Origin of the sequence: Brachybacterium vulturis (assembly GCF_043641765.1) — a bacterium.
Classification (GTDB): domain Bacteria; phylum Actinomycetota; class Actinomycetes; order Actinomycetales; family Dermabacteraceae; genus Brachybacterium; species Brachybacterium vulturis_A.
On the sequence record NZ_JBHZRO010000023.1, the window covers coordinates 24,435 to 44,572 of the forward strand.

Genomic DNA, 20,138 nt, shown 5'->3' on the forward strand with positions numbered 1-20,138 from the left:
ATGCTGATCCCTCGCAGGACCAAGCACCGCAAGCAGTACCGCCCGCACCGCACCGGCATGGCCAAGGGCGGCACCGACCTCGCGTTCGGCGACTACGGCATCCAGGCGCTCGCGCCCGCCTACGTCACCAACCGCCAGATCGAGGCCGCACGTATCGCCATGACGCGCTACATGAAGCGTGGCGGCAAGGTGTTCATCAACATCTACCCCGATCGTCCGCTCACCAAGAAGCCTGCCGAGGTCCGCATGGGCTCCGGCAAGGGTTCGGTCGAGTGGTGGATCGCCAACATCAAGCCGGGACGGGTCATGTTCGAGATCGCCGGCGTCGAGGAGGAGGTGGCTCGCGAGGCACTGCGCCTGGCGCAGCACAAGCTCCCCATGAAGAGCCGCATCCTGAGCCGAGAGAGTGGTGACATCTGATGGCAGCGACCAAGCTCACCGCCGACGAACTCGACAAGCTGGACGACACGAAGCTGGCCGAAGAGCTGGCGAAGGCGAAGGACGAGCTGTTCAAGCTCCGTTTCCAGTCCGCCACCGGCCAGCTCGAGAGCCCCGGCCGTCTGCGGTCCGTCAAGAAGGACATCGCACGGATCTACACGATCCTGCGCGAGCGCGAGCTGGGCATCCGTCAGGCGCCCGGCAGCGCCGAGTGACCGCGAAGCGAGGAACAGAGATGACTGACAACACCCAGGCCGAGACCCCGGCCGCCGAGGATCTCGAGGTGCTCGAGAAGGAGGGCGCGCACGCGTCCTCGTCCGAGCGCCCGTACCGCAAGACCGTCCGCGGTTTCGTGGTCTCCGACAAGATGGACAAGACCATCGTCGTCGAGGTCGAGGAGCGTGTGAAGCACGCTCGCTACGGCAAGGTCACGACCAAGACGAGCAAGTTCAAGGCTCATGACGAGGAGAACACCGCCGGCATCGGCGACCGTGTCGTCGTCATGGAGACCCGCCCGACCTCCGCGACCAAGCGGTGGCGTCTGGTGGAGATCCTCGAGCGCGCCAAGTGATCCGCGGGCGGTCCGCGTGACCGCCGACGGTTCCTGAGCAGGGCCGGTACCCCAGGGGGTGCCGGCCCTGCGCGTCGTCCGGCCGGGGACGGGTGCTCGTCAGCGGGCCGTGAGGCGGATCAGCAGCGCGCCGGCCAGGGCGTCCTCCGCATGCGGGGCGGGCACCTCGCGCACCGCGGCGTCGGCGCTGCGCAGCGTGACCGTGAAGGTGCCGTCCTCAGCTCGACGCAGCCCCAGGAAGTGCTCACCGAGCTCCTCGCGCAGCTGGTCCTCCCGCGGGATCCACACCACCTCGTGCTGCTCGACGGAGTCCAGCGCCCATTCCGTGGTGCCGTTGAACCGCAGCAGCGGCAGCCCCGTGCGTCCCCGCACGCGCTCGACCACCATCGAGGAGAGCATGAACGCCTCGCCGCGCATCTCGGGGACGTCGATCACGAAGCGGTCGCCGTCGGCCGGCTCCCAGGCCAGGCCGGCGTCCCGCAGCTTCCGGGCCACATCGATATCGATCATGGGCCGAACCTACCCTTCCGTCCCGCAGCGTGGCCGCGGGGGAGGCGGGGCCGTCCCGCTCTCGTTCCGGATCGAGCGCGCGAGAGCAAGCACACACGTCGGGACCGCCCGAACCGGGGTGACAGGCGAGGTCCGGGCGCGTAGTCTTGAGCGGTTGCCGGAGAACTGGCGCCCTCACCCCTGCGGTGGAAGCGCTCAGGAGTCCGCGACAGGATCCGGGCCACCAGATCCGTCCTCGCCGGAGACCTCGCACCTGAGGCGAACGCCATGCGTTCACCACGCCAGTGCCTGAGTCCGGCAGAGGGTTTTCTGATGCCCGGGTCCGGTCGACGGCAGCGTCCGGAGTCACGGCTGTGACCAGGTGCGGCGCTGTGCAGCATGCAGTGTCCAGATTCCGTTCCGCAAGGCTCGGCCTGCTTGCTCCCGCGGGTGGGAAGAGAACCGGTGAGACGATAGGAGAACGAGTGATTCAGCAGGAGTCGCGACTGAAGGTCGCCGACAACACGGGTGCCAAGGAGATTCTCTGCATCCGTGTTCTCGGTGGCTCCGGTCGCCGTTACGCCAGCATCGGCGACACCATCGTGGCGACCGTCAAGGACGCCATCCCCGGTGGCAACGTCAAGAAGGGCGACGTCGTCAAGGCGGTCGTCGTCCGTACATCCAAGGAGGTCCGTCGCGTCGACGGCTCCTACATCCGCTTCGACGAGAACGCAGCGGTCATCCTCAAGACCGACGGCGAGCCGCGCGGCACCCGCATCTTCGGCCCGGTCGGCCGCGAGCTGCGGGACAAGCGCTTCATGAAGATCGTCTCGCTGGCACCGGAGGTGGTGTGACATGGCAAAGATGAAGATCAAGAAGGGCGACCTCGTCCAGGTGATCACCGGTCGCATCAGCGACGGTGACAAGGCCGCCGCGCGCGGCCTCGCAGCCGGCGACAAGGGCAAGCAGGGCCGCGTCCTGCAGGTGTTCCCCGATACCCAGCGGGTGCTGGTCGAGGGCATCAACCGCCGCACCCACCACGTCAAGCCCAACCAGGCCGGCGGAGCGGGCGGCATCGAGCAGCGCGAGGCCACGATCCACGTCTCGAACGTGGCCCTGGTCGACCCGGAGGACAACAAGCCGACCAAGGTCGGCTACCGCGTCGAGACCGTCGAGCTCGAGAACGGCCGCACCAAGCAGGTGCGCGTCCGCTTCGCGAAGCGCTCCGGGAAGGACATCTGAGATGAGCGAGACCGCCACCCAGGCGCCCACCCCGCGCCTGAAGAGCAAGTACAACGACACCATCAAGGCGCAGCTGACCGAGCAGTTCGGGTACCAGAACGTCATGCTGGTGCCCGGTGTGACCAAGATCGTCGTGAACATGGGCGTCGGCGACGCCGCTCGCGACTCCAAGGTCATCGACGGCGCCATCCGGGACCTCGCGGCCATCACCGGTCAGAAGCCCCAGGTCACCAAGGCACGCAAGTCCATCGCGCAGTTCAAGCTGCGCGAGGGCATGCCGATCGGTGCACACGTCACCCTGCGCAACGCCCGCATGTGGGAGTTCCTGGATCGTCTGCTGTCCACCGCTCTGCCCCGTATCCGTGACTTCCGGGGCCTGTCCCCGAAGCACTTCGACGGCAACGGCAACTACACCTTCGGTCTCACGGAGCAGGTCATGTTCCACGAGATCGACCAGGACAAGATCGACCGCGTCCGCGGTATGGACATCACGGTCGTGACCACCGCGAAGACCGACGACGAGGGACGCGCGCTGCTCAAGCTGCTCGGCTTCCCCTTCAAGGAGAACTGATATGGCAAAGACAGCCCTGATCAAGAAGTCGGAGCGCAAGCCCAAGTTCGCGGTCCGCGCCTACACCCGGTGCCAGCGCTGCGGTCGCCCTCATTCGGTGTACCGCAAGTTCGGTCTCTGCCGCGTCTGCCTTCGCGAGATGGCTCACCGCGGAGAGCTCCCCGGCGTCACCAAGAGCAGCTGGTAAGGACTACCGCCAGAGGTCCCCGGGCGCATTCATCGCGTCCGCGGGAAACCAGGTGAGGAAGAAGCAACAGACATGACCATGACCGACCCGATCGCGGACATGCTCACGCGGATCCGTAACGCCTCAGGGGCGTACCACGAGACCGCGTCCATGCCGTACTCGAAGTTGAAGGTTCGCATCGCGGACATCCTGAAGGCGGAGGGCTACATCCTCGGCTGGACCGAGGAAGAGGCCGAGGTGGGCAGCAAGCTCGTCCTCGAGCTCAAGTACTCGGACAGCCGTGAGCGCGCCATCTCCGGGATCCGTCGTATCTCGAAGCCGGGCCTGCGTGTGTACGCGAAGTCCACCAATCTGCCCAAGGTCCTCGGCGGCCTGGGCGTGGCGATCCTGTCCACGTCCTCCGGCCTCCTGACCGACCGGCAGGCTGCCAAGAAGGGTGTGGGTGGGGAAGTCCTCGCCTACATCTGGTGAGCGGGAGAGGAGAACAGCTATGTCCCGCATCGGACTCCGACCGGTCGCAGTACCGGCAGCAGTGCAGAACGTCGCCATCGAAGGCCGCACCATCACGGTGACCGGCCCCAAGGGGGAGCTCACCCACGAGGTGCCGGCACCCCTCACCGTCGAGCGCGGTGAGGACGGCACCATCGTCGTGCGCCGCCCCGACGAGGAGCGCGAGACCAAGGCCCTCCACGGCCTGACCCGCACGCTCGTCAACAACATCGTCCTCGGTGTGACCGAGGGATTCACCAAGAAGCTGGAGATCGTGGGGACGGGCTACCGTGTCACCGCGAAGGGCACGGACCTCGAGTTCGCCCTCGGCTTCTCCCACCCCGTCGTGGTGAAGGCGCCCCAGGGCATCACCTTCACCGTCGAGACCCCGGCCAAGTTCTCGGTCAGCGGCATCTCGAAGCAGCAGGTGGGCGAGGTCGCGGCGAACATCCGCAAGATCCGCAGGCCCGAGCCCTACAAGGGCAAGGGTGTGCGGTACGCCGACGAGACCGTGGTCCGCAAGGCCGGAAAGGCTGGTAAGTGATCATGGGTTACGCACTCAAGCACACCAAGGGCAACCGCGGCAGCAAGCTACGCTCACGCGGCCGTCGTCACCTGCGGGTCCGTCGCCGCATCATCGGCACCGCCCAGCGCCCCCGCCTGGTGGTCACCCGCTCGGCGCGCCACGTCTTCGTGCAGGTCGTCGACGACGCCCTGGGCAAGACCATCGCGTCGGCCTCGACCATGGAGGCGGACCTGCGCGGCTCGGAGAGCACCAAGTCGGACAAGGCCCGCACCGTCGGGTCCCTGGTCGCCGAGCGTGCCCGGGCCGCCGGGATCGACTCCGTCGTGTTCGACCGCGGCGGCAACAAGTACCACGGCCGTGTGGCCGCCGTCGCTGACGGTGCCCGCGAGGCTGGCCTGGCGCTGTGATCGCCGCCCGGACACAGGACGAGAAGAGGATCTGAATATGGCTGCACAGCAGCGGAACAACGGTCCCGCGGCCTCCGGCCGTGGGAACGACAACACCAACACCAGCAACGAGCGCGGAGGCCGCCAGGGCGGCAACGACCGCGGTGGTCGCCAGGGTGGCCGCGGCCGCGGACAGGACGCCGACAAGTCGGCGTTCCTCGAGCGCGTCGTGAGCATCAACCGCGTGTCGAAGGTCGTCAAGGGCGGCCGTCGCTTCTCCTTCACCGCCCTCGTGGTGGTGGGTGACGGCGACGGCACCGTCGGTGTCGGCTACGGCAAGGCCAAGGAGGTCCCTGCGGCGATCTCCAAGGGCGTCGAGGAGGCGAAGAAGAACTTCTTCCGCGTCCCGCGCGTCCAGGGCACCGTCGTGCACCCGGTCCAGGGCGAGGATGCGGCGGGCGTCGTCCTGCTGCGCCCGGCCGCCCCGGGCACCGGTGTGATCGCCGGCGGTCCGGTCCGCGCCGTCCTCGAGTGCGCCGGAGTGCACGACGTGCTCTCCAAGTCGCTCGGTTCGACCAACCAGATCAACATCGTGCGGGCGACCGTCGATGCGCTCAAGCAGCTCGAGGAGCCGGAGGCCGTGGCAGCACGTCGTGGCCTCGCGGTCGAGGACGTCGCCCCGGCGGCGCTCCTGCGGGCACAGGCCGAGGGTCGCGCCGCGGCCCGTGCGGAGAAGGTGGGTGCCTGATGCAGATCAAGGTGACCCAGACCCGTTCCGAGATCGGCGGCAACCCGACCCAGCGTGCCACCCTGCGCGGCCTCGGCCTCAAGCGCATCGGTGACACCGTGGTGAAGGAGGACCGCCCTGAGATCCGCGGCATGATCCGCACCGTCACCCACCTGGTGACGTTCGAAGAGGTGGACTGACAGATGATGAACAACGACGACAACTCCGATGCTCCTCTGAAGCTTCACGACCTGCGCCCCGCGCCGGGTTCGAAGACCGCACGCACCCGCGTCGGTCGTGGTGAGGCCTCCAAGGGCAAGACCGCCGGTCGCGGTACCAAGGGCACGAAGGCCCGGTACCAGGTCCCGGCACTGTTCGAGGGCGGGCAGGTCCCGCTGCACATGCGGCTGCCGAAGCTTCGCGGCTTCACCAACCCGTTCCGCGTCGAGTACCAGGTCGTGAACCTGGCGACCCTGCAGGAGCTGTTCCCCGAGGGCGGCACCGTCACGGTCGAAGAGCTCGTCGCCAAGGGTGCGGTGCGCAAGAACCAGCCGGTCAAGGTGCTGGGCTCGGGCGACGTGAGCGTCAAGCTCGACGTCACCGTGCAGAAGTTCTCCGCCTCGGCGGAGCAGAAGATCGCGGCGGCCGGCGGGTCCGTCACCACCGCGTGAGTCTCTTTTGACGGGGCACCGCGGCGCAGAATACTCTGCACCGCGGTGCCCCGTCGTCATATCCCGTGGTCATACGGGGCCGGTCCGGCGGCCGTGCAGACACGCGGCACCGGGACGGGCATGACACCCTAGGTCCCGTCCCCGGACCCCCAGGAGGGAAACAGGTGAACTCGTTCGTGCGCGCGCTGCGCACCCCCGAGCTGAGAGCGAAGATCCTCTTCACGCTCGGTCTGATCGCCGTCTATCGTCTCGGCGTCTTCATCCCCACCCCGGGATTCGACGCCACCAACGTGATGATGTGCGCAGACCAGGCGGCCTCGGCCGGTGGGTCCAACGTCCTGGGCATGGTCAACATGTTCTCCGGTGGTGCCCTGCTGCAGCTTTCCGTCTTCGCCCTCGGCGTGATGCCCTACATCACCGCCTCCATCATCGTGCAGCTGCTGCGGGTGGTGATCCCGCGGTTCGAGGCCCTCCACAAGGAGGGTGCCTCCGGCTCCGCGAAGCTCACCCAGTACACCCGGTATCTCACCATCGGGCTCGGCGTGCTCCAGTCGACCACCATCATCACGCTGGTGCGCTCGGGCAACTTCTTCGTGGGATGCAGCCTCGAACTGGTTCCGGACCAGTCGATCCCGACGCTGCTGACCATGGTGCTGACCATGACCGTCGGCACCGTGCTGATCATGTTCATGGGCGAGATGATCACCGAGCGCGGCGTGGGCAACGGCATGTCGCTGATGATCTTCACCTCGATCGCCGCGGGCTTCCCGGCCTCCTTCGGTCAGGTCTTCCAGATGCAGGGGTGGCTCACCTTCTCGCTGGTGCTCCTCGTGGGCCTGGTGATCATGGTGGGGATGGTGTTCGTCGAGCAGGCGCAGCGCCGGATCCCGGTCCAGTACGCCAAGCGCATGGTGGGCCGGCGCATGTACGGCGGCACCTCCACCTACATACCGGTCAAGGTCAACCAGGCCGGCGTCATCCCGGTCATCTTCGCCGCCTCGATCCTGGCGCTGCCCCAGATGGCGAGCTCCTTCGGGGATCCGGAGGCCGGCTGGGTGCAGTGGGTCAATGCGCACCTGGTCATGGGCTTCTCGTTCTCCTGGATCTACGCGATCGTCTACGTGGCCCTGATCGTCTTCTTCGCCTTCTTCTACACCTCGATCACCTTCAACGCCGAGGAGATCGCGGACAACATGAAGAAGTACGGGGGCTTCGTCCCCAACGTCCGCGCCGGCCGGCCCACGGAGCGCTACCTGCGCTACGTGATCAACCGGATCCAGTCCGCGGGCGCCGTGTACCTCGCGGTGATCTGCCTGATCCCGCTGGTTGCACTCGTCTATCTCGGAACCTCGCAGGACTTCCCGCTCGGCGGCGTGTCCCTGCTGATCATCATCGGCGTCGGCCTCGACACCGTGAAGCAGATCGATGCGAAGCTCCAGCAGCACCACTACGAAGGGATCCTCCGGTGAACAACCTGACCACCGACGCCGCCTCCGTCTCAGCGCGCCGGCTGCTCATCGTCGGCCCGCCCGGCGCCGGCAAGGGCACCCAGGCGGTGCGCATCGCCGAGCAGCTGTCCATCCCGGCCATCTCCACCGGCGACATCTTCCGCGCGAACGTCTCCGGCCAGACCGAGCTCGGCGTGCTCGCGAAGTCCTTCATGGACTCCGGGGAGTACGTCCCGGACTCCGTCACCAACGACATGGTGCGCTCGCGCCTGGCCGAGGACGACGCGCAGGGCGGCTTCCTGCTGGACGGCTACCCCCGCACCCTCGACCAGGTCGAGGCACTGGACGGGATGCTGTCCGAGCTCGAGACCTCCCTCGACGCCGTGCTGCTGCTCGTGGTCGAGACTGAGGAGGTCGTCGGCCGCCTCGTCGAGCGCGGCAGGGAGCAGGGCCGCAGCGACGACACCGAGGAGACCATCCGCAAGCGCCTCGACGTCTACGCGGAGCAGACCGCACCGCTGATCGACGTCTACGAGAAGCGCGGCCTGGTGCGCCGGGTCGACGGCATGGCCTCGATCGACGAGGTCACCGCCGCGCTGCGTGAGGCCCTCGCCGGCTGATGAGCATCCTGCCGGAGCGGGTGGAGCTGAAGACTTCCGAGCAGATCCTGGTGATGCGGCGCAGCGGCGAGCTGCTCCACCGCGTCCACGAGATGCTCGCCGAGCAGATCCGTCCCGGGGTGACCACCAACCAGCTGGACACCCTCGCGCACGACATGATCCGGGATGCCGGGGCCACCCCGAACTTCCTGGGCTACCAGGGCTACCCGGCCACGCTGTGCCTGAGCGTGAACGACGTCGTGGTCCACGGGATCCCCGACGACCGTCCGCTCCAGGACGGCGACATCGTCTCGATCGACGGCGGGCTGATCATCGATGGCTGGCACTCGGATGCCGCCCGCACCCATGTGGTGGGGGAGCCCCGCTCGGTCGCGGACGCGGAGCTGGTGCGCATCACCCGCGAGGCGCTGTGGGCCGGCATCGCGGCGCTGGCCACGGCCGCACGGGTGGGCGAGATCGGCGCCGCGATCGAGGACTTCGTCGCCGACGCGGCAGGGGAGTCCCTCTCCCACCTCGAGGGCTTCGGCGGCCACGGCATCGGCAGCGCGATGCACCAGGCCCCCGACGTCATGAACTACCGCACCCGCTCCCGCGGGCCGAAGGTGCGCCCCGGACTGTGCCTGGCCATCGAGCCGATGCTGATCCAGGGCCCCGGCAACTGGGTGCTCGAGGACGACGACTGGACCGTGCGGGCCACCGCCGGCGGCCGGGCCGCCCACAGCGAGCACTCCGTCGCCGTGACCGAGCAGGGCCTGCTGGTGCTCACCGCGGCCGATGGGGGTGCCGCCGAGCTCGCGCTGCGCGGGGTGGCCGCCGCCCCCGACCCGCTCGCCGGCGCCCCGGGATGACGGATTCCGGGCGCGCCCGGCCCGCAGTGTGACGTGAGCGGCGTCATCACCGTCAGCCCTCGCCTGGAGGGGGAGGCGCGTGTAGGCTGACCCATCGGGTGTGCTCCGCGCGCGTCGTCCCCCTCGCAGGTCGTGCAGTCCCGTCGTGCCGACTTCTCGACCGGCTCCGCCGTGTCGATCAGCGAGACCGACGATTCGCCGAGGCGTCACCCGTGTCGACCACCGCACCGTCACCCGACGGTCGGTGAGCACGGCCTGAGGAATCAGGAACGCGGAACTCGGACCCGGCGTGCCGGTGGCGAGAGATTGGGGAGGCATGGCGAAGAAGGACGGCGTGATCGAAGTCGAGGGGCGAGTCACGGAGGCGCTCGCGAACGCGCGTTTCCGGGTCGAGCTCGACAACGGGCACAAGGTGCTCGCGCACATCTCCGGGAAGATGCGCCAGCACTACATCCGCATCCTTCCCGAGGACCGCGTGGTCGTCGAGCTGAGCCCCTACGACCTCGACCGTGGCCGCATCGTGTACCGCTACAAGTGATCGTCCCGGGAGAAGGAAAGCAATGAAGGTCAAGCCGAGCGTCAAGCCGATCTGTGACAACTGCAAGGTGATCCGTCGCCACGCGCGAGTCATGGTCATCTGCTCGAACCCCCGTCACAAGCAGCGCCAGGGCTGAGCGGAGCACTCCGCCCGTCCCGGCCCCTGCCGTGACCGCCGCCTCGAGCGGCCCGCCCCCGTGGGGGGCACCGCCCGCATCGCGGGCACACAAGAGAAGAGACGATCCCACCGGCGCGAGCCGGCCACCCGCAGCACGGAGGCTGCGGCGCCCCGGGGCAGACCCGAGGGCGAGGGATCGGATCAGGCCTCCGAAACAGTAGGAGAATCTGCACATGGCACGTCTGGTGGGAGTGGACCTTCCGCGCGAGAAGCGCCTCGAAGTCGCCCTGACGTACATCTTCGGCGTGGGACGCACCCGCGCCCAGGAGACCCTGGCCGCAACCGGCGTCTCCGGCGACCTCCGGGTCCGCGAGGTCAGCGACGAGGACTTCGTCAAGCTGCGCGATCACCTCGAAGAGCAGTACATGATCGAGGGCGATCTGCGCCGCGAGGTCGCCGCGGACATCCGCCGCAAGGTCGAGATCGGCAGCTACCAGGGCCTGCGCCACCGCCGTGGCCTGCCCGTCCACGGTCAGCGCACGAAGACCAACGCGCGCACCCGCAAGGGTCCGAAGCGCACGGTCGCCGGCAAGAAGAAGACCCGCTGATCCACGGCATCCGCCGTCGGACCGCGGGCGTCTTCCGACCCGTAGTCACTTCGCGCCGCTGAGGGATCCGGCGCACCCCACATCCACCAGAGGAGTTCTGCCGTATGGCAACCAAGACCCGTCAGGCCGCCGCGCGCAAGCCGCGCCGCAAGGACAAGAAGAACATTGTCAACGGCCAGGCCCACATCAAGAGCACGTTCAACAACACCATCGTGTCCATCACGGACCCGACCGGTGCTGTCATCTCCTGGGCCTCCGCCGGCCAGGTCGGCTTCAAGGGCTCGCGCAAGTCGACCCCCTACGCCGCGCAGATGGCCGCCGAGGCCGCTGCCCGCCAGGCGCAGGAGCACGGGATGAAGAAGGTCGATGTCTTCGTCAAGGGCCCGGGCTCCGGCCGGGAGACCGCGATCCGTTCGCTCACCGCGACCGGCCTCGAGGTCGGATCGATCCAGGACGTCACCCCGCAGCCGCACAACGGCACCCGCCCGGCCAAGCGCCGCCGCGTCTGACCGCGTCGACCGGGGCGGAGCCCGCTGCTCCACCCCGGTCGTCCGGTGCCGGGCACGGCGCCCCGTGCCCGGCACCCTGGACACCACTCACCTTCTAGGCCCACCGCCCCCTTCTGAGCGTCATATGGCGGACGCTCGCGGAAAGGATCCACAGTGCTCATTGCACAGCGCCCCACGCTGACCGAAGAGGTCGTGTCGGAGAATCGCTCCCGGTTCGTCATCGAGCCGCTCGAGCCCGGCTTCGGCTACACCCTCGGCAACTCCCTGCGTCGCACGCTGCTGTCCTCCATCCCCGGCGCCGCGGTCACCTCGATCCGGATCGACGGCGTGCTGCACGAGTTCAGCACCGTCCCCGGCGTCAAGGAGGACATCACCGAGGTCATCCTCAACATCAAGAACCTCGTCGTCTCCTCGGAGAACGACGAGCCGGTCGTGATGTACCTGCGTCGTGAGGAAGCCGGTCGCGTCACCGCCGCCGACATCACCCCGCCGGCCGGTGTGGAGATCCACAACCCCGATCTGCACATCGCGACGCTCAACGAGAAGGGCCGCCTGGAGATCGAGCTGATCGTCGAGCGCGGTCGCGGCTACGTCTCCGCCGCGCAGAACAAGAGCGTCGACGGCGAGATCGGCCGGGTCCCGGTCGACTCGATCTACTCGCCCGTGCTCAAGGTGACCTACAAGGTCGAGGCGACCCGTGTCGAGCAGCGCACCGACTTCGACAAGCTCATCGTCGACGTCGAGACCAAGCCGGCCATCTCCGCGCGTGATGCGGTGGCGTCGGCCGGCAAGACCCTGGTCGAGCTGTTCGGGCTGGCCCATGAGCTGAACCAGGAGGCGGAGGGCATCGAGATCGGTCCCTCGCCCACGGACCAGGCGCTGGCCGCCGATCTGGCGCTGCCGATCAACGACCTCAACCTCACGGTGCGGTCGTACAACTGCCTGATGCGCGAGGGTGTCCACACCGTCGGCGAGCTGACCGCCCGTTCCGAGGCCGACCTGCTCGACATCCGCAACTTCGGCCAGAAGTCCATCGATGAGGTCAAGGCCAAGCTCGTCGACCTCGGACTGTCGCTGAAGGACTCCCCGGCCGGCTTCGACCCGTCGGCCCTGGACTCCTACTCCGACGACTTCGGCGACCAGTACTGACCTTCATTTTCTTCAAGGAGAACGACCATGCCTGCACCCACCAAGGGCGCGCGCCTCGGGGGATCCCCCGCTCATGAGCGGATGATCCTCTCGGGTCTCGCCACCGAGCTGTTCCGCCACAAGGCGATCACCACCACCGAGACCAAGGCCAAGCGCCTGCGCCCCCACGCGGAGCGCCTCATCACCCAGGCGAAGAAGGGCGACCTCGCCTCACGTCGCCGCGTCATGGAGACCGTCCGTGACAAGGGCGTCGTGTACACCCTGTTCGAGGAGATCGCCCCGACCTTCGCGGAGCGCCCCGGCGGCTACACCCGCATCACCAAGGTGGCCCCCCGCAAGGGCGACAACGCCCCCATGGCGGTCATCGAGCTGGTCACCGAGGAGTACTCCCCGAAGCAGGCCGTGGTGAAGGAGGCCGAGGGAGCCGCCAAGAACGCCTCCCGGGCCGACGACACCGCTGCCGCGGCGACGGCCGGGGACGAGCCCGCCGCACAGGATCCCGCCGAGGGCTCCGAAGAGACCGTCGAGGCAGACCTCGCGGACAAGGTCGAGGACGCCGACGGCCAGAAGTGAGCACGCTGCTCCGAGGAGCAGCACCACGCCGAGGGCGGGCCGCCGGGAAGAATCCCGGGGCCCGCCCTCGGCGTCGTCCCGGGCCCGGAGAACTGCTCTTTCCGGGACGAAGCGGTCGAGTGCGGAGCTTCTGGACGGCGAAAGCTCCTGCAGGTCAGGAGCGGATCGAGACGAAGATCTCCCCCGTTTGTCGGATCGTGACCGCAGCCCCCTGCGACGAGGACGCCCGGTGGCATACGGTGTGCTTCGGATGCGGTCCTCACTGAACGCTCACTGCGATGGAGCACCGGCACCCGGACGTCCCTCGTCCCCTCTTCTCGTACTCGGAGCTGTACCTCATGTCCCAGCGGCACCTTCTCCGCGCCACCGGCGCCCCCTCGTCCCTTTCCCGCCGCGCGCTGCTCGCCGCCACAGCTGTCGCGGTCCCCGCGGGGGCGGTGGCGGTCGGGGCCGCCCCGGCGCTGGCGGATCCCGCGGTCACCGACGGTGAGACCCGCATCATCGACGTGCCCCTCGCAGAGGTGCCGCTCGTCGAGACGGACGGGGCGCAGGTCCGCGCTCTGGCGGAGCAGCCGGCCACCATGGTGGGCGTGACCTGGCCCGACGATCTCGAAGCACCTGAGGTGCAGGCACGCGGTATGGATGCCGATGGCGTGTGGACCCCGTGGCTGCCCTTGGAGTCGACGGAGGACCCGGAGACCGGACAGACCGTCGCCGCCACCGAGGTGGGATGGATCGGGGTGGTCTCTGCGCTGCAGATCCGCGCGGAGCTCGACGGTGTCGACGTCAGCGAGCAGCTCGTCGCGCATGTCGTGACGACCTCTCCCACCGCGGCCGACGAGCAGGTGGTCGCGCTCTCCGAGGCACCGGCGACGGACACCGAGACTAACGGCACCGATTCGATGCAGTCCCAGCCGCAGCAGATGCGGATGATGAGCGCCTCGGTCGCGCCCAATCCCGCCACGCCCCCTCTCGTGGGCGCGCCGACCTTCACCTCCCGTGCGGCATGGGGCGCCGACGAGTCGCGGGTGCGCTCCACCCGGGGCGCCGATCAGCTCAAGTCCGTGGTCATCCACCACACCGCCGGCACGAACAACTACAGCAGCTCGCAGTCCGCGCAGATCGTGCGCGGCATCCAGCGGTACCACACGGTCACCTTGGGCTGGGCGGACATCGGCTACAACATGCTGGTCTCCAAGTACGGCCAGGTGTTCGAGGGCCGCGGCGGCGGCCTGCACCGCAACATCGTCGGCGCACACGCGTTCGGCTTCAACACCGGCTCCTTCGGCATCTCGGTGCTGGGTGACTACACCAGTGCCGCCCTTCCCAGGAAGGCGGAGGTCGCGGTCTCCCAGCTCGTCGGCTGGAAGCTGCTCAGCACCTTCCAGCCCAAGGTTGGCGGCAGCACCGTCTGGAGCGGGGCGTCGGGCACCAAACATGCCTCGTCGGGCGCGCTGCCGAGAATGTTCGGTCACCGCGACGTGAACTACACCTCCTGCCCGGGCGACCTCCTCTACGGCCGCTTCGATGCGATCCGCAACAACGCACAGGACTTCTACAACGGCGGCTGGAAGGAGCACCTGTGGGCCTTCCATGGTGCTGGCGGCGCCTCGAAGCTCGGCACCGTGGTCCGCAGCGCGCATCGCACCGGGCGCTTCACGGCGACCCAGCTCACCAAGGGTCTCGTCCTCCAGGAGGACGGTCGCGCTTCCGGCTATGCCACGCCCTTCGGGGAGCGGTGGCGGGCCTCCTGGGGTCGGCCCGAGGAGGCGGCGTTCAGCCTCGGCGGCCAGACGATGCAGAAGTTCCAGCATGGTGGCGTTCTGCGGACGGACAGCTCCACCGTGTTCCACGACGGCGCCTTCCTGGATGTGCCGCCGGACCTCATGTATCGCGAGGAGATCGAGCAGCTGGCGGCGGCGGAGCCGCCGATCACCCGCGGGTGGCCGGACAGCACCTACCGGCCGCTCGCCGAGATCCAGCGCGACGCGATGGTGGCTTTCGTCTACCGGGCCCTCGGCGAGCCGGCCTTCGACCCGCCGCAGACCTCGCCCTTCCGCGACATGCCCCCCAGCCGGATGTTCTACAAGGAGATCACCTGGGCCCACCATCCGGACAGGGGCATCACGCAGGGGTGGCCGGACGGCACCTTCCGACCCACGGCGCCGGTGGAGCGAGGTGCCGTGGCGGCCTTCCTGTACCGTGCCTCCCGGGCGACGTCGACGAAGACCTCCGACCGGTTCTCGGACGTCCCGCGCGACCATCAGTTCGCCAAGGAGATCACCTGGCTCGCCGATTCCGGGATCACCACCGGCTGGCCGGACGGCACTTTCCGTCCGGTGGCACCGATCACCCGCGATGCGATGGCGGCATTCATGATCCGTTGGATGAAGCACCGCAGGCTGTGAGCTCCTCATCAGCCGGCCCGCTGAGAAGGAGATGCCGGTGAAGGTCGCCCTGCTGTGCGATGTGGATCAGGCCGTCTACCACGTCGGTGACGAGGCCATCGCGACGATGAGCGCTCGGAGGCTCCGCGCCCGGGGTCATGAGGTGGTCCCGGTGTCCCGGCGCGAGAAGTACGGGCCGGACGGCCTCGCGCCGCGGGTGAGCATCCCGGCACTGACGTTCCCCTGGCCGCTCGTGGACCGCGCCCGCTATCTCGCGGAGATCCGCCAGGTGCTGGCCGGGGACCGCAATGCACTGCCGGCCGAGGACAAGCTGTTCTTCATCATCGAGCAGCTGCGTGCGGTCGACGCCGTGGTGATCGGTGGAGGTGGCAGTCTCACCTCCCGGTACGGCTGGCTGCTGGACGAACGGCTGGCCACTGCTCTGGTGGCTCGTGCGCTGGGGAAGCCCGTGGTGCTCTCCGGGCAGAGCCTCGGTCCCGAGCTCACCCCAGCGGACCGCGAGAGCATGCGCGAGCTGCTGGAGCTGTGCACCCTGGTGGGCCTGCGCGATGTGCACAGCGTGCGCACCGCCCGTCAGCTGTGCCCCTCGCATCCGGCCCTGGTGCAGACCCTTGATGACGCAGCGGGGCTGGGTCTGCCCGAGGGGGAGGAGCCGCCGGCCCTCGACCAGGAGCTGCTCAGCGTCACCCTGGGCGGTGACGGGGACCCGCTGCCGCACGAGGACTACGTCGCGGTCGCCTGCGCCGTGATCGAGGAGATCGCGGAGCGCACCGGCGCGCGGGTCGAACTGGTGCCGCACATGGCAGACCCCGACGACGGCGGCAACGACCTGCTGCTGCACCAGGAGGTCGCCGCCCGCCTGCGGTGCCCGGCGACGGTGCTGCCGATCGAGCAGGACACTGTCGCTGCGGCCCGCACCACGGCGGCCGCATGGGTGCTCAGCACCCGCTTCCACCCGGTGGTGTTCGGCACGTCGGCCGGTGCCTCGGTGCTGGCGCTCCCGCTGAACCGCTATGGCCGCTCCCGCATGGACGGCGCGCTGCGCAACGTCGGTCTGGCCGGAGGCGCCGTACCCGCCGCCGCACTCTGGGATCCGGTCTCCGGGGGGCCCTCCGCGCTCGTCGGCCCGGTCGTCGACGCGCTGGTCACCGGGCATGAGGCGCACAGTGCGCAACTGGCTTCCGCACGTCCGCACCTGCTCGCCGCTGCGGAGACCTGGTGGGAGCGTGTCTCCGCGACCCTGGTGGCCGAGGGGAGGGACGCGGCTCCCGGGACGGGCACTGACCCCCGCGGCGCCGGGCTGGACCTCGTGCAGCGTTGGGATCCCGCGCTGCGGGCACGACTCGAGCCCTGGACGCGCGCTGTCGAGTCCTCAGCGGGTCCCTCGGCAGCGATCATCATGCGCACCCGGGATCGGCCCGCGATGCTGGACCGTGCCGTCCAGGATGTCCTCGCCCAGACCCGCCAGGACTGGGAACTTGTGATCGTCGACGATGCGGGGGACCGGGACGCGGTCGACGAGGTCGCATCCCGCCACGCGGCCGAAGCCGACGGCCGCCTGCGCGTGATCCATCGGGAGACCTCCGTGGGCATGGAGGCCGCGAGCAATCACGGCCTGCGGGAGTCCACCGCCCCCTCCGTCGTCATCCATGACGACGACGACACCTGGCACGCCAGCTTCCTGCAGGAGACCCTCGCCCACCTGGCCGCGCATCCGGAGCACGAGGCGGTGGTGGTGCGCACGCTGATCGTGCACGAGCACGAGACGCCCACCGGCCTCGTCGCGGACGAGGTGTTCCCGTCCTGGCCGGAGCTCGAGGGGGTGCGGCTGGTCGACTACCTGGCAGTCAATCGCCACGTGCCGATCTCGATGCTTCATCGCCGAGGAGTCCACGACGACGTGGGACCCTACGACGAGTCACTCCCCGTGGTCGGCGACTACGCCTTCCACCTCCAGTTGCTGCAGCGGTACGCGGTCGGTTTCCTGGACCGTCCGCTCGCGCAATGGCGCCAGCGCCCCTCCGCAGTGGGAGCGAGCCGCAACTCGATGTATGCCCTCTCCGCGGGTCACCGGCACTACGACGCGGAGCTGCGGGAGCGCTACTTCCGGCCCTGGGTCCAGGAGCACGGCATCGGGCTGCCGATGTTCCTGTCCAAGAACACCGAGACCCATGTCGTGCGCAGCGAAGAGCGTCTGCTCGAGGAGCTGCGGGCGCTGCGCGAGGAGGTCGCGCAGCTGCACGCGCGGTTGGACGGGACCGTGCCCGCCGGCACCGGGCGGGACCCCGCGGGACGCTCCGAGAGCTTCGTGCGCCGTGCCGGGCGCCGAGCCCTGGGTGCCGGGCGCCGGGCGCTTCCGCAGCGCGAGAGCTGAATGCTCCCGCGCGGCGAGCCGGTCGCAGCTGTCGCTATCGGGGCGCCGTAGCGACAGCTGAGACCGGATGCCGCAGAGCAGCGGCCGGTCCCGCGGGGAAATGGCGCCCGGCCGGCGGGGCGTCAGCCGAAGTACCGCGGCAGCGTGCCCTCCCGGAGCTCCCGCAGCTCGCCCACGGAGAACGCGGCCACATCGGTGACCTCGAGGGCGTCGCCGCCGGTGGTGCCCAGGCGCAGCACCGGCACGCCGTGCTCGGCCGCGAGGGCGGACAGCTCCTCCTCCTGCGCCGCCGGCACGGCCACCAGGGCCCGGGCCTGCGTCTCGGAGAACAGGGCGGTGAACAGGTCCACGCCATCGCGCGCGAGAAGGCCCGCCAGGTCGACCCGGGCGCCGGACCCGAAGCGGACCACGGACTCGACCAGGGCCTGGCCGAGCCCGCCCTCGGAGAGGTCATGGGCGGCGCTCGCGAGGCCCTGCTCGGCCGAGGCGATGAGCACCCGGGCCAGCGCGCGCTCGGCCTCGAGATCGACCTGCGGCGGCAGCCCGCCCAGATGCTGGTGGACCACATCGGCCCAGGCCGATCCCGAGAGCTCCTCCCGGGTGGCGCCCAGCAGCAGCACGGACTCTCCCTCGGCCTGCCAGCCGGAGGGGACCCGGCGGGCGACGTCCTCGAACACGCCGAGCACGCCGACCACCGGCGTGGGGTGGATCGCGGAATCGATGAGCCCGGGCTCGCCGGTGGAGTTGTAGAGCGAGACGTTGCCGCCGGTGACCGGGACCTCGAGGGTCTCGCAGGCCTCGGCGAGACCGCCGATGGCCTCGACCAGCTGCCACATGGGGCCCGGATCCTCGGGGGAGCCGAAGTTCAGGCAGTCGGTGATCGCCAGCGGCACCGCGCCGGAGGTGGCGACGTTGCGATAGGCCTCCGACAGCGCCAGCTGCGCCCCCGCGCGGGGGTCGAGCTTCGTGTACCGGCCGTTCGCGTCCGTGGCCAGGGCGATGCCGCGACCGGTGCTCTCGTCGATCCGCAGCACACCGGCGTCATCGGGCATCGCCAGCGCCGTGTTGCCGCCCACGTAGCGGTCGTACTGGTCGGTGACCCAGCCCTTGGAGGCCAGGTTCGGGGAGGCGATCAGGGTGCGCAGCGTCGCGGCGAGCTCCTCGGCGGTGCCGGGGCGGGGGAGGGCCTCGGCGGTGTCGGCCTGCAGCGCGTCCTGCCAGTCGGGCCGGGCGTAGGGGCGGTCGTAGACGGGGCTGTCGACCGCGACGGTCGCGGGGTCCACATCGACGATGCGGTGACCATGGTGGTCGATGGTGAGCCGGCCGTCGCCGGTGACCTCACCGATCACCGCGGCCTCCACGTCCCACTTCGCGGCGATCGCCTGGAACTGAGCGAGCTTCTCGGGGCTCACCACCGCCATCATGCGCTCCTGCGACTCGCTCATCAGGATCTCCCCGGCGTTCAGGCTGGGGTCGCGCAGCAGCACCTCCTCGAGGTGGATATGCATGCCGGAGCCGCCGTTGGCGGCCAGCTCGCTGGTGGCGCAGGAGATGCCCGCGGCGCCGAGGTCCTGGATGCCCTCGACGGTGCCGGCGGCGAACAGCTCGAGGCAGCACTCGATGAGCACCTTCTCCATGAAGGGGTCACCCACCTGCACGCTCGGGCGCTTGACCGGGCCGTCCTCCTCGAAGGTCTCCGAGGCGAGGATGGAGGCACCGCCGATGCCGTCCCCACCGGTGCGGGCCCCGAACAGGACCACCTGGTTGCCGGCCCCCGTGGCAGAGGCGAGATGGATGTCCTCATGGCGCAGCACGCCGAGAGCGAGTGCATTGACCAGGGGATTGCTCTGGTAGGCGGCATCGAACACGGTCTCGCCGCCGAGGTTCGGCAGGCCCAGGGAGTTGCCGTAGCCACCCACGCCGGAGACCACGCCGTGGACCACCCGGGCGGTGTCGGGATGGTCGATCGCACCGAAGCGCAGCTGGTCCATCACGGCGACGGGGCGGGCGCCCATCGAGATGATGTCGCGCACGATGCCGCCGACGCCGGTGGCCGCGCCCTGATAGGGCTCGACGTAGGAGGGGTGGTTGTGGGACTCGACCTTGAAGGTCACCGCCCAGCCGTCGCCGATGTCGACCACGCCGGCGTTCTCGCCCATGCCGACCAGGAGCTTCTCCCGCATCGCGTCGGTGGTGTGCTTGCCGAAGGTGCTCAGGTGCTTCTTGGAGGACTTGTAGGAGCAGTGCTCGGACCACATCACCGAGTACATGGCCAGCTCCGCATTGGTGGGACGGCGCCCCAGCAGCTCCCGGATGTTCTGGTACTCGTCCGCCTTCAGCCCGAGCTCGGCGAAGGGCTGAGCCTGGTCGGGGGTGGCGGCGGCGTGACCGACCGTGTCGACATCCACATCCGGCGAGGCGCCGTCGTGCGGGGTGGAGGGGGCGTTCTCAGCGGTCATCGCGGGTTCGGATCCGTTCGTCACGAGGGCTGGGGGAGCGGTGGGGCCGAGGGGCCCGGCACGGTTCCCCCAGTCTACGAGCGCGGTGCGGTCACGGGCGCCCCGGTGCGTCTGCTGAGCCTGGATCCGCCGGCCGATTGGGCGGGTCGTGACAGCCGAATGCCCCTGTGACCAGCGATAATGGGACTTG

Annotated in this window: 26 protein-coding genes; 24 read left to right on the forward strand and 2 right to left on the reverse strand. The window is 69.3% G+C overall.

The window, feature by feature from the left end; genetic code table 11:
• Genes rplP through rpsQ form a run of 3 tightly spaced genes read left to right on the forward strand, consistent with a single transcriptional unit; the run spans position 1 to position 1,009 of the window.
• On the forward strand, positions 1-420 hold the full coding sequence (rplP, locus tag ACHUEU_RS14770) for a 50S ribosomal protein L16 (protein ID WP_096802415.1): 420 nt from the start codon (positions 1-3) through the stop codon (positions 418-420).
• The gene (gene rpmC, locus ACHUEU_RS14775; RefSeq protein WP_394216883.1) at positions 420-653 is read left to right on the forward strand and encodes a 50S ribosomal protein L29; all 234 of its coding nucleotides are present in this window, start codon (positions 420-422) and stop codon (positions 651-653) included. Before rplP ends, rpmC begins: the two co-directional genes overlap by 1 nt.
• Positions 654-673: 20 nt before the next feature.
• Positions 674-1,009 (forward strand): 30S ribosomal protein S17, encoded by a 336-nt coding sequence (gene rpsQ, locus ACHUEU_RS14780; protein ID WP_394216884.1) that lies wholly within the window; start codon positions 674-676, stop codon positions 1,007-1,009.
• Positions 1,010-1,108: 99 nt separating this feature from the next.
• Here rpsQ and ACHUEU_RS14785 read toward each other — a convergent pair whose 3' ends face one another.
• Positions 1,109-1,519, reverse strand: coding sequence for a hypothetical protein (locus tag ACHUEU_RS14785; RefSeq protein WP_394216885.1), 411 nt, complete (start codon positions 1,517-1,519; stop codon positions 1,109-1,111).
• Between the two features lie 464 nt (positions 1,520-1,983).
• Here ACHUEU_RS14785 and rplN point away from each other — a divergent pair, with 464 nt between their 5' ends.
• The 21 genes from rplN to ACHUEU_RS14890 all read left to right on the forward strand — a co-directional run bounded on the left by rplN (position 1,984) and on the right by ACHUEU_RS14890 (position 17,489).
• The gene (rplN, locus tag ACHUEU_RS14790) at positions 1,984-2,352 is read left to right on the forward strand and encodes a 50S ribosomal protein L14 (RefSeq protein ID WP_096802419.1); all 369 of its coding nucleotides are present in this window, start codon (positions 1,984-1,986) and stop codon (positions 2,350-2,352) included.
• Position 2,353: 1 nt separating this feature from the next.
• Positions 2,354-2,740, forward strand: a complete 387-nt coding sequence (gene rplX / locus ACHUEU_RS14795) for a 50S ribosomal protein L24 (RefSeq protein WP_394216886.1) — start codon at positions 2,354-2,356, stop codon at positions 2,738-2,740.
• 1 nt (position 2,741) lies between these two features.
• Positions 2,742-3,311: a 50S ribosomal protein L5 gene (gene rplE / locus ACHUEU_RS14800; RefSeq protein ID WP_394216887.1), complete on the forward strand. Its 570-nt coding sequence runs from the start codon at positions 2,742-2,744 to the stop codon at positions 3,309-3,311.
• A gap of 1 nt (position 3,312) precedes the next feature.
• Positions 3,313-3,498, forward strand: a complete 186-nt coding sequence (locus tag ACHUEU_RS14805) for a type Z 30S ribosomal protein S14 (RefSeq protein WP_010550318.1) — start codon at positions 3,313-3,315, stop codon at positions 3,496-3,498.
• 72 nt (positions 3,499-3,570) lie between these two features.
• Positions 3,571-3,969, forward strand: a complete 399-nt coding sequence (gene rpsH / locus ACHUEU_RS14810; protein ID WP_089064409.1) for a 30S ribosomal protein S8 — start codon at positions 3,571-3,573, stop codon at positions 3,967-3,969.
• Between the two features lie 19 nt (positions 3,970-3,988).
• Positions 3,989-4,531: a 50S ribosomal protein L6 gene (gene rplF, locus ACHUEU_RS14815; protein ID WP_394216888.1), complete on the forward strand. Its 543-nt coding sequence runs from the start codon at positions 3,989-3,991 to the stop codon at positions 4,529-4,531.
• 2 nt (positions 4,532-4,533) lie between these two features.
• Entirely contained in the window at positions 4,534-4,920 is a 387-nt protein-coding gene (gene rplR / locus ACHUEU_RS14820; protein WP_394216889.1) for a 50S ribosomal protein L18, read from the forward strand.
• A gap of 37 nt (positions 4,921-4,957) precedes the next feature.
• Complete coding sequence (gene rpsE, locus ACHUEU_RS14825) at positions 4,958-5,647, forward strand: 30S ribosomal protein S5 (protein ID WP_394216890.1); 690 nt, start codon at positions 4,958-4,960, stop codon at positions 5,645-5,647.
• Complete coding sequence (gene rpmD / locus ACHUEU_RS14830; protein WP_157773557.1) at positions 5,644-5,826, forward strand: 50S ribosomal protein L30; 183 nt, start codon at positions 5,644-5,646, stop codon at positions 5,824-5,826. The genes rpsE and rpmD overlap by 4 nt, the downstream gene beginning before the upstream one ends.
• Positions 5,827-5,829: 3 nt before the next feature.
• The gene (gene rplO / locus ACHUEU_RS14835) at positions 5,830-6,297 is read left to right on the forward strand and encodes a 50S ribosomal protein L15 (protein ID WP_394216891.1); all 468 of its coding nucleotides are present in this window, start codon (positions 5,830-5,832) and stop codon (positions 6,295-6,297) included.
• A 164-nt stretch (positions 6,298-6,461) separates the two neighbouring features.
• Positions 6,462-7,766, forward strand: a complete 1,305-nt coding sequence (gene secY, locus ACHUEU_RS14840) for a preprotein translocase subunit SecY (RefSeq protein ID WP_394216892.1) — start codon at positions 6,462-6,464, stop codon at positions 7,764-7,766.
• Entirely contained in the window at positions 7,763-8,365 is a 603-nt protein-coding gene (locus ACHUEU_RS14845) for an adenylate kinase (RefSeq protein WP_394216893.1), read from the forward strand. Before secY ends, ACHUEU_RS14845 begins: the two co-directional genes overlap by 4 nt.
• Positions 8,365-9,213, forward strand: a complete 849-nt coding sequence (map, locus tag ACHUEU_RS14850; RefSeq protein ID WP_394216894.1) for a type I methionyl aminopeptidase — start codon at positions 8,365-8,367, stop codon at positions 9,211-9,213. The genes ACHUEU_RS14845 and map overlap by 1 nt, the downstream gene beginning before the upstream one ends.
• Before the next feature lie 316 nt (positions 9,214-9,529).
• Positions 9,530-9,751, forward strand: coding sequence for a translation initiation factor IF-1 (gene infA / locus ACHUEU_RS14855; RefSeq protein ID WP_089064401.1), 222 nt, complete (start codon positions 9,530-9,532; stop codon positions 9,749-9,751).
• A gap of 22 nt (positions 9,752-9,773) precedes the next feature.
• On the forward strand, positions 9,774-9,887 hold the full coding sequence (gene rpmJ / locus ACHUEU_RS14860; RefSeq protein WP_015776353.1) for a 50S ribosomal protein L36: 114 nt from the start codon (positions 9,774-9,776) through the stop codon (positions 9,885-9,887).
• Positions 9,888-10,101: 214 nt separating this feature from the next.
• Complete coding sequence (gene rpsM / locus ACHUEU_RS14865; protein ID WP_394216895.1) at positions 10,102-10,476, forward strand: 30S ribosomal protein S13; 375 nt, start codon at positions 10,102-10,104, stop codon at positions 10,474-10,476.
• 104 nt (positions 10,477-10,580) lie between these two features.
• Positions 10,581-10,985, forward strand: coding sequence for a 30S ribosomal protein S11 (gene rpsK / locus ACHUEU_RS14870; RefSeq protein ID WP_062947608.1), 405 nt, complete (start codon positions 10,581-10,583; stop codon positions 10,983-10,985).
• Between the two features lie 153 nt (positions 10,986-11,138).
• Positions 11,139-12,134, forward strand: coding sequence for a DNA-directed RNA polymerase subunit alpha (locus ACHUEU_RS14875; RefSeq protein ID WP_394216896.1), 996 nt, complete (start codon positions 11,139-11,141; stop codon positions 12,132-12,134).
• A gap of 27 nt (positions 12,135-12,161) precedes the next feature.
• Entirely contained in the window at positions 12,162-12,707 is a 546-nt protein-coding gene (gene rplQ, locus ACHUEU_RS14880) for a 50S ribosomal protein L17 (protein ID WP_394216897.1), read from the forward strand.
• A gap of 278 nt (positions 12,708-12,985) precedes the next feature.
• On the forward strand, positions 12,986-15,115 hold the full coding sequence (locus tag ACHUEU_RS14885) for an S-layer homology domain-containing protein (RefSeq protein WP_394216898.1): 2,130 nt from the start codon (positions 12,986-12,988) through the stop codon (positions 15,113-15,115).
• Positions 15,116-15,152: 37 nt separating this feature from the next.
• Complete coding sequence (locus tag ACHUEU_RS14890; protein ID WP_394216899.1) at positions 15,153-17,489, forward strand: polysaccharide pyruvyl transferase family protein; 2,337 nt, start codon at positions 15,153-15,155, stop codon at positions 17,487-17,489.
• 122 nt (positions 17,490-17,611) lie between these two features.
• Here the strand turns inward: ACHUEU_RS14890 and purL are convergent, their stop codons facing one another.
• Entirely contained in the window at positions 17,612-19,948 is a 2,337-nt protein-coding gene (purL, locus tag ACHUEU_RS14895) for a phosphoribosylformylglycinamidine synthase subunit PurL (RefSeq protein ID WP_394216900.1), read from the reverse strand.
• Positions 19,949-20,138: the final 190 nt, after the last annotated feature.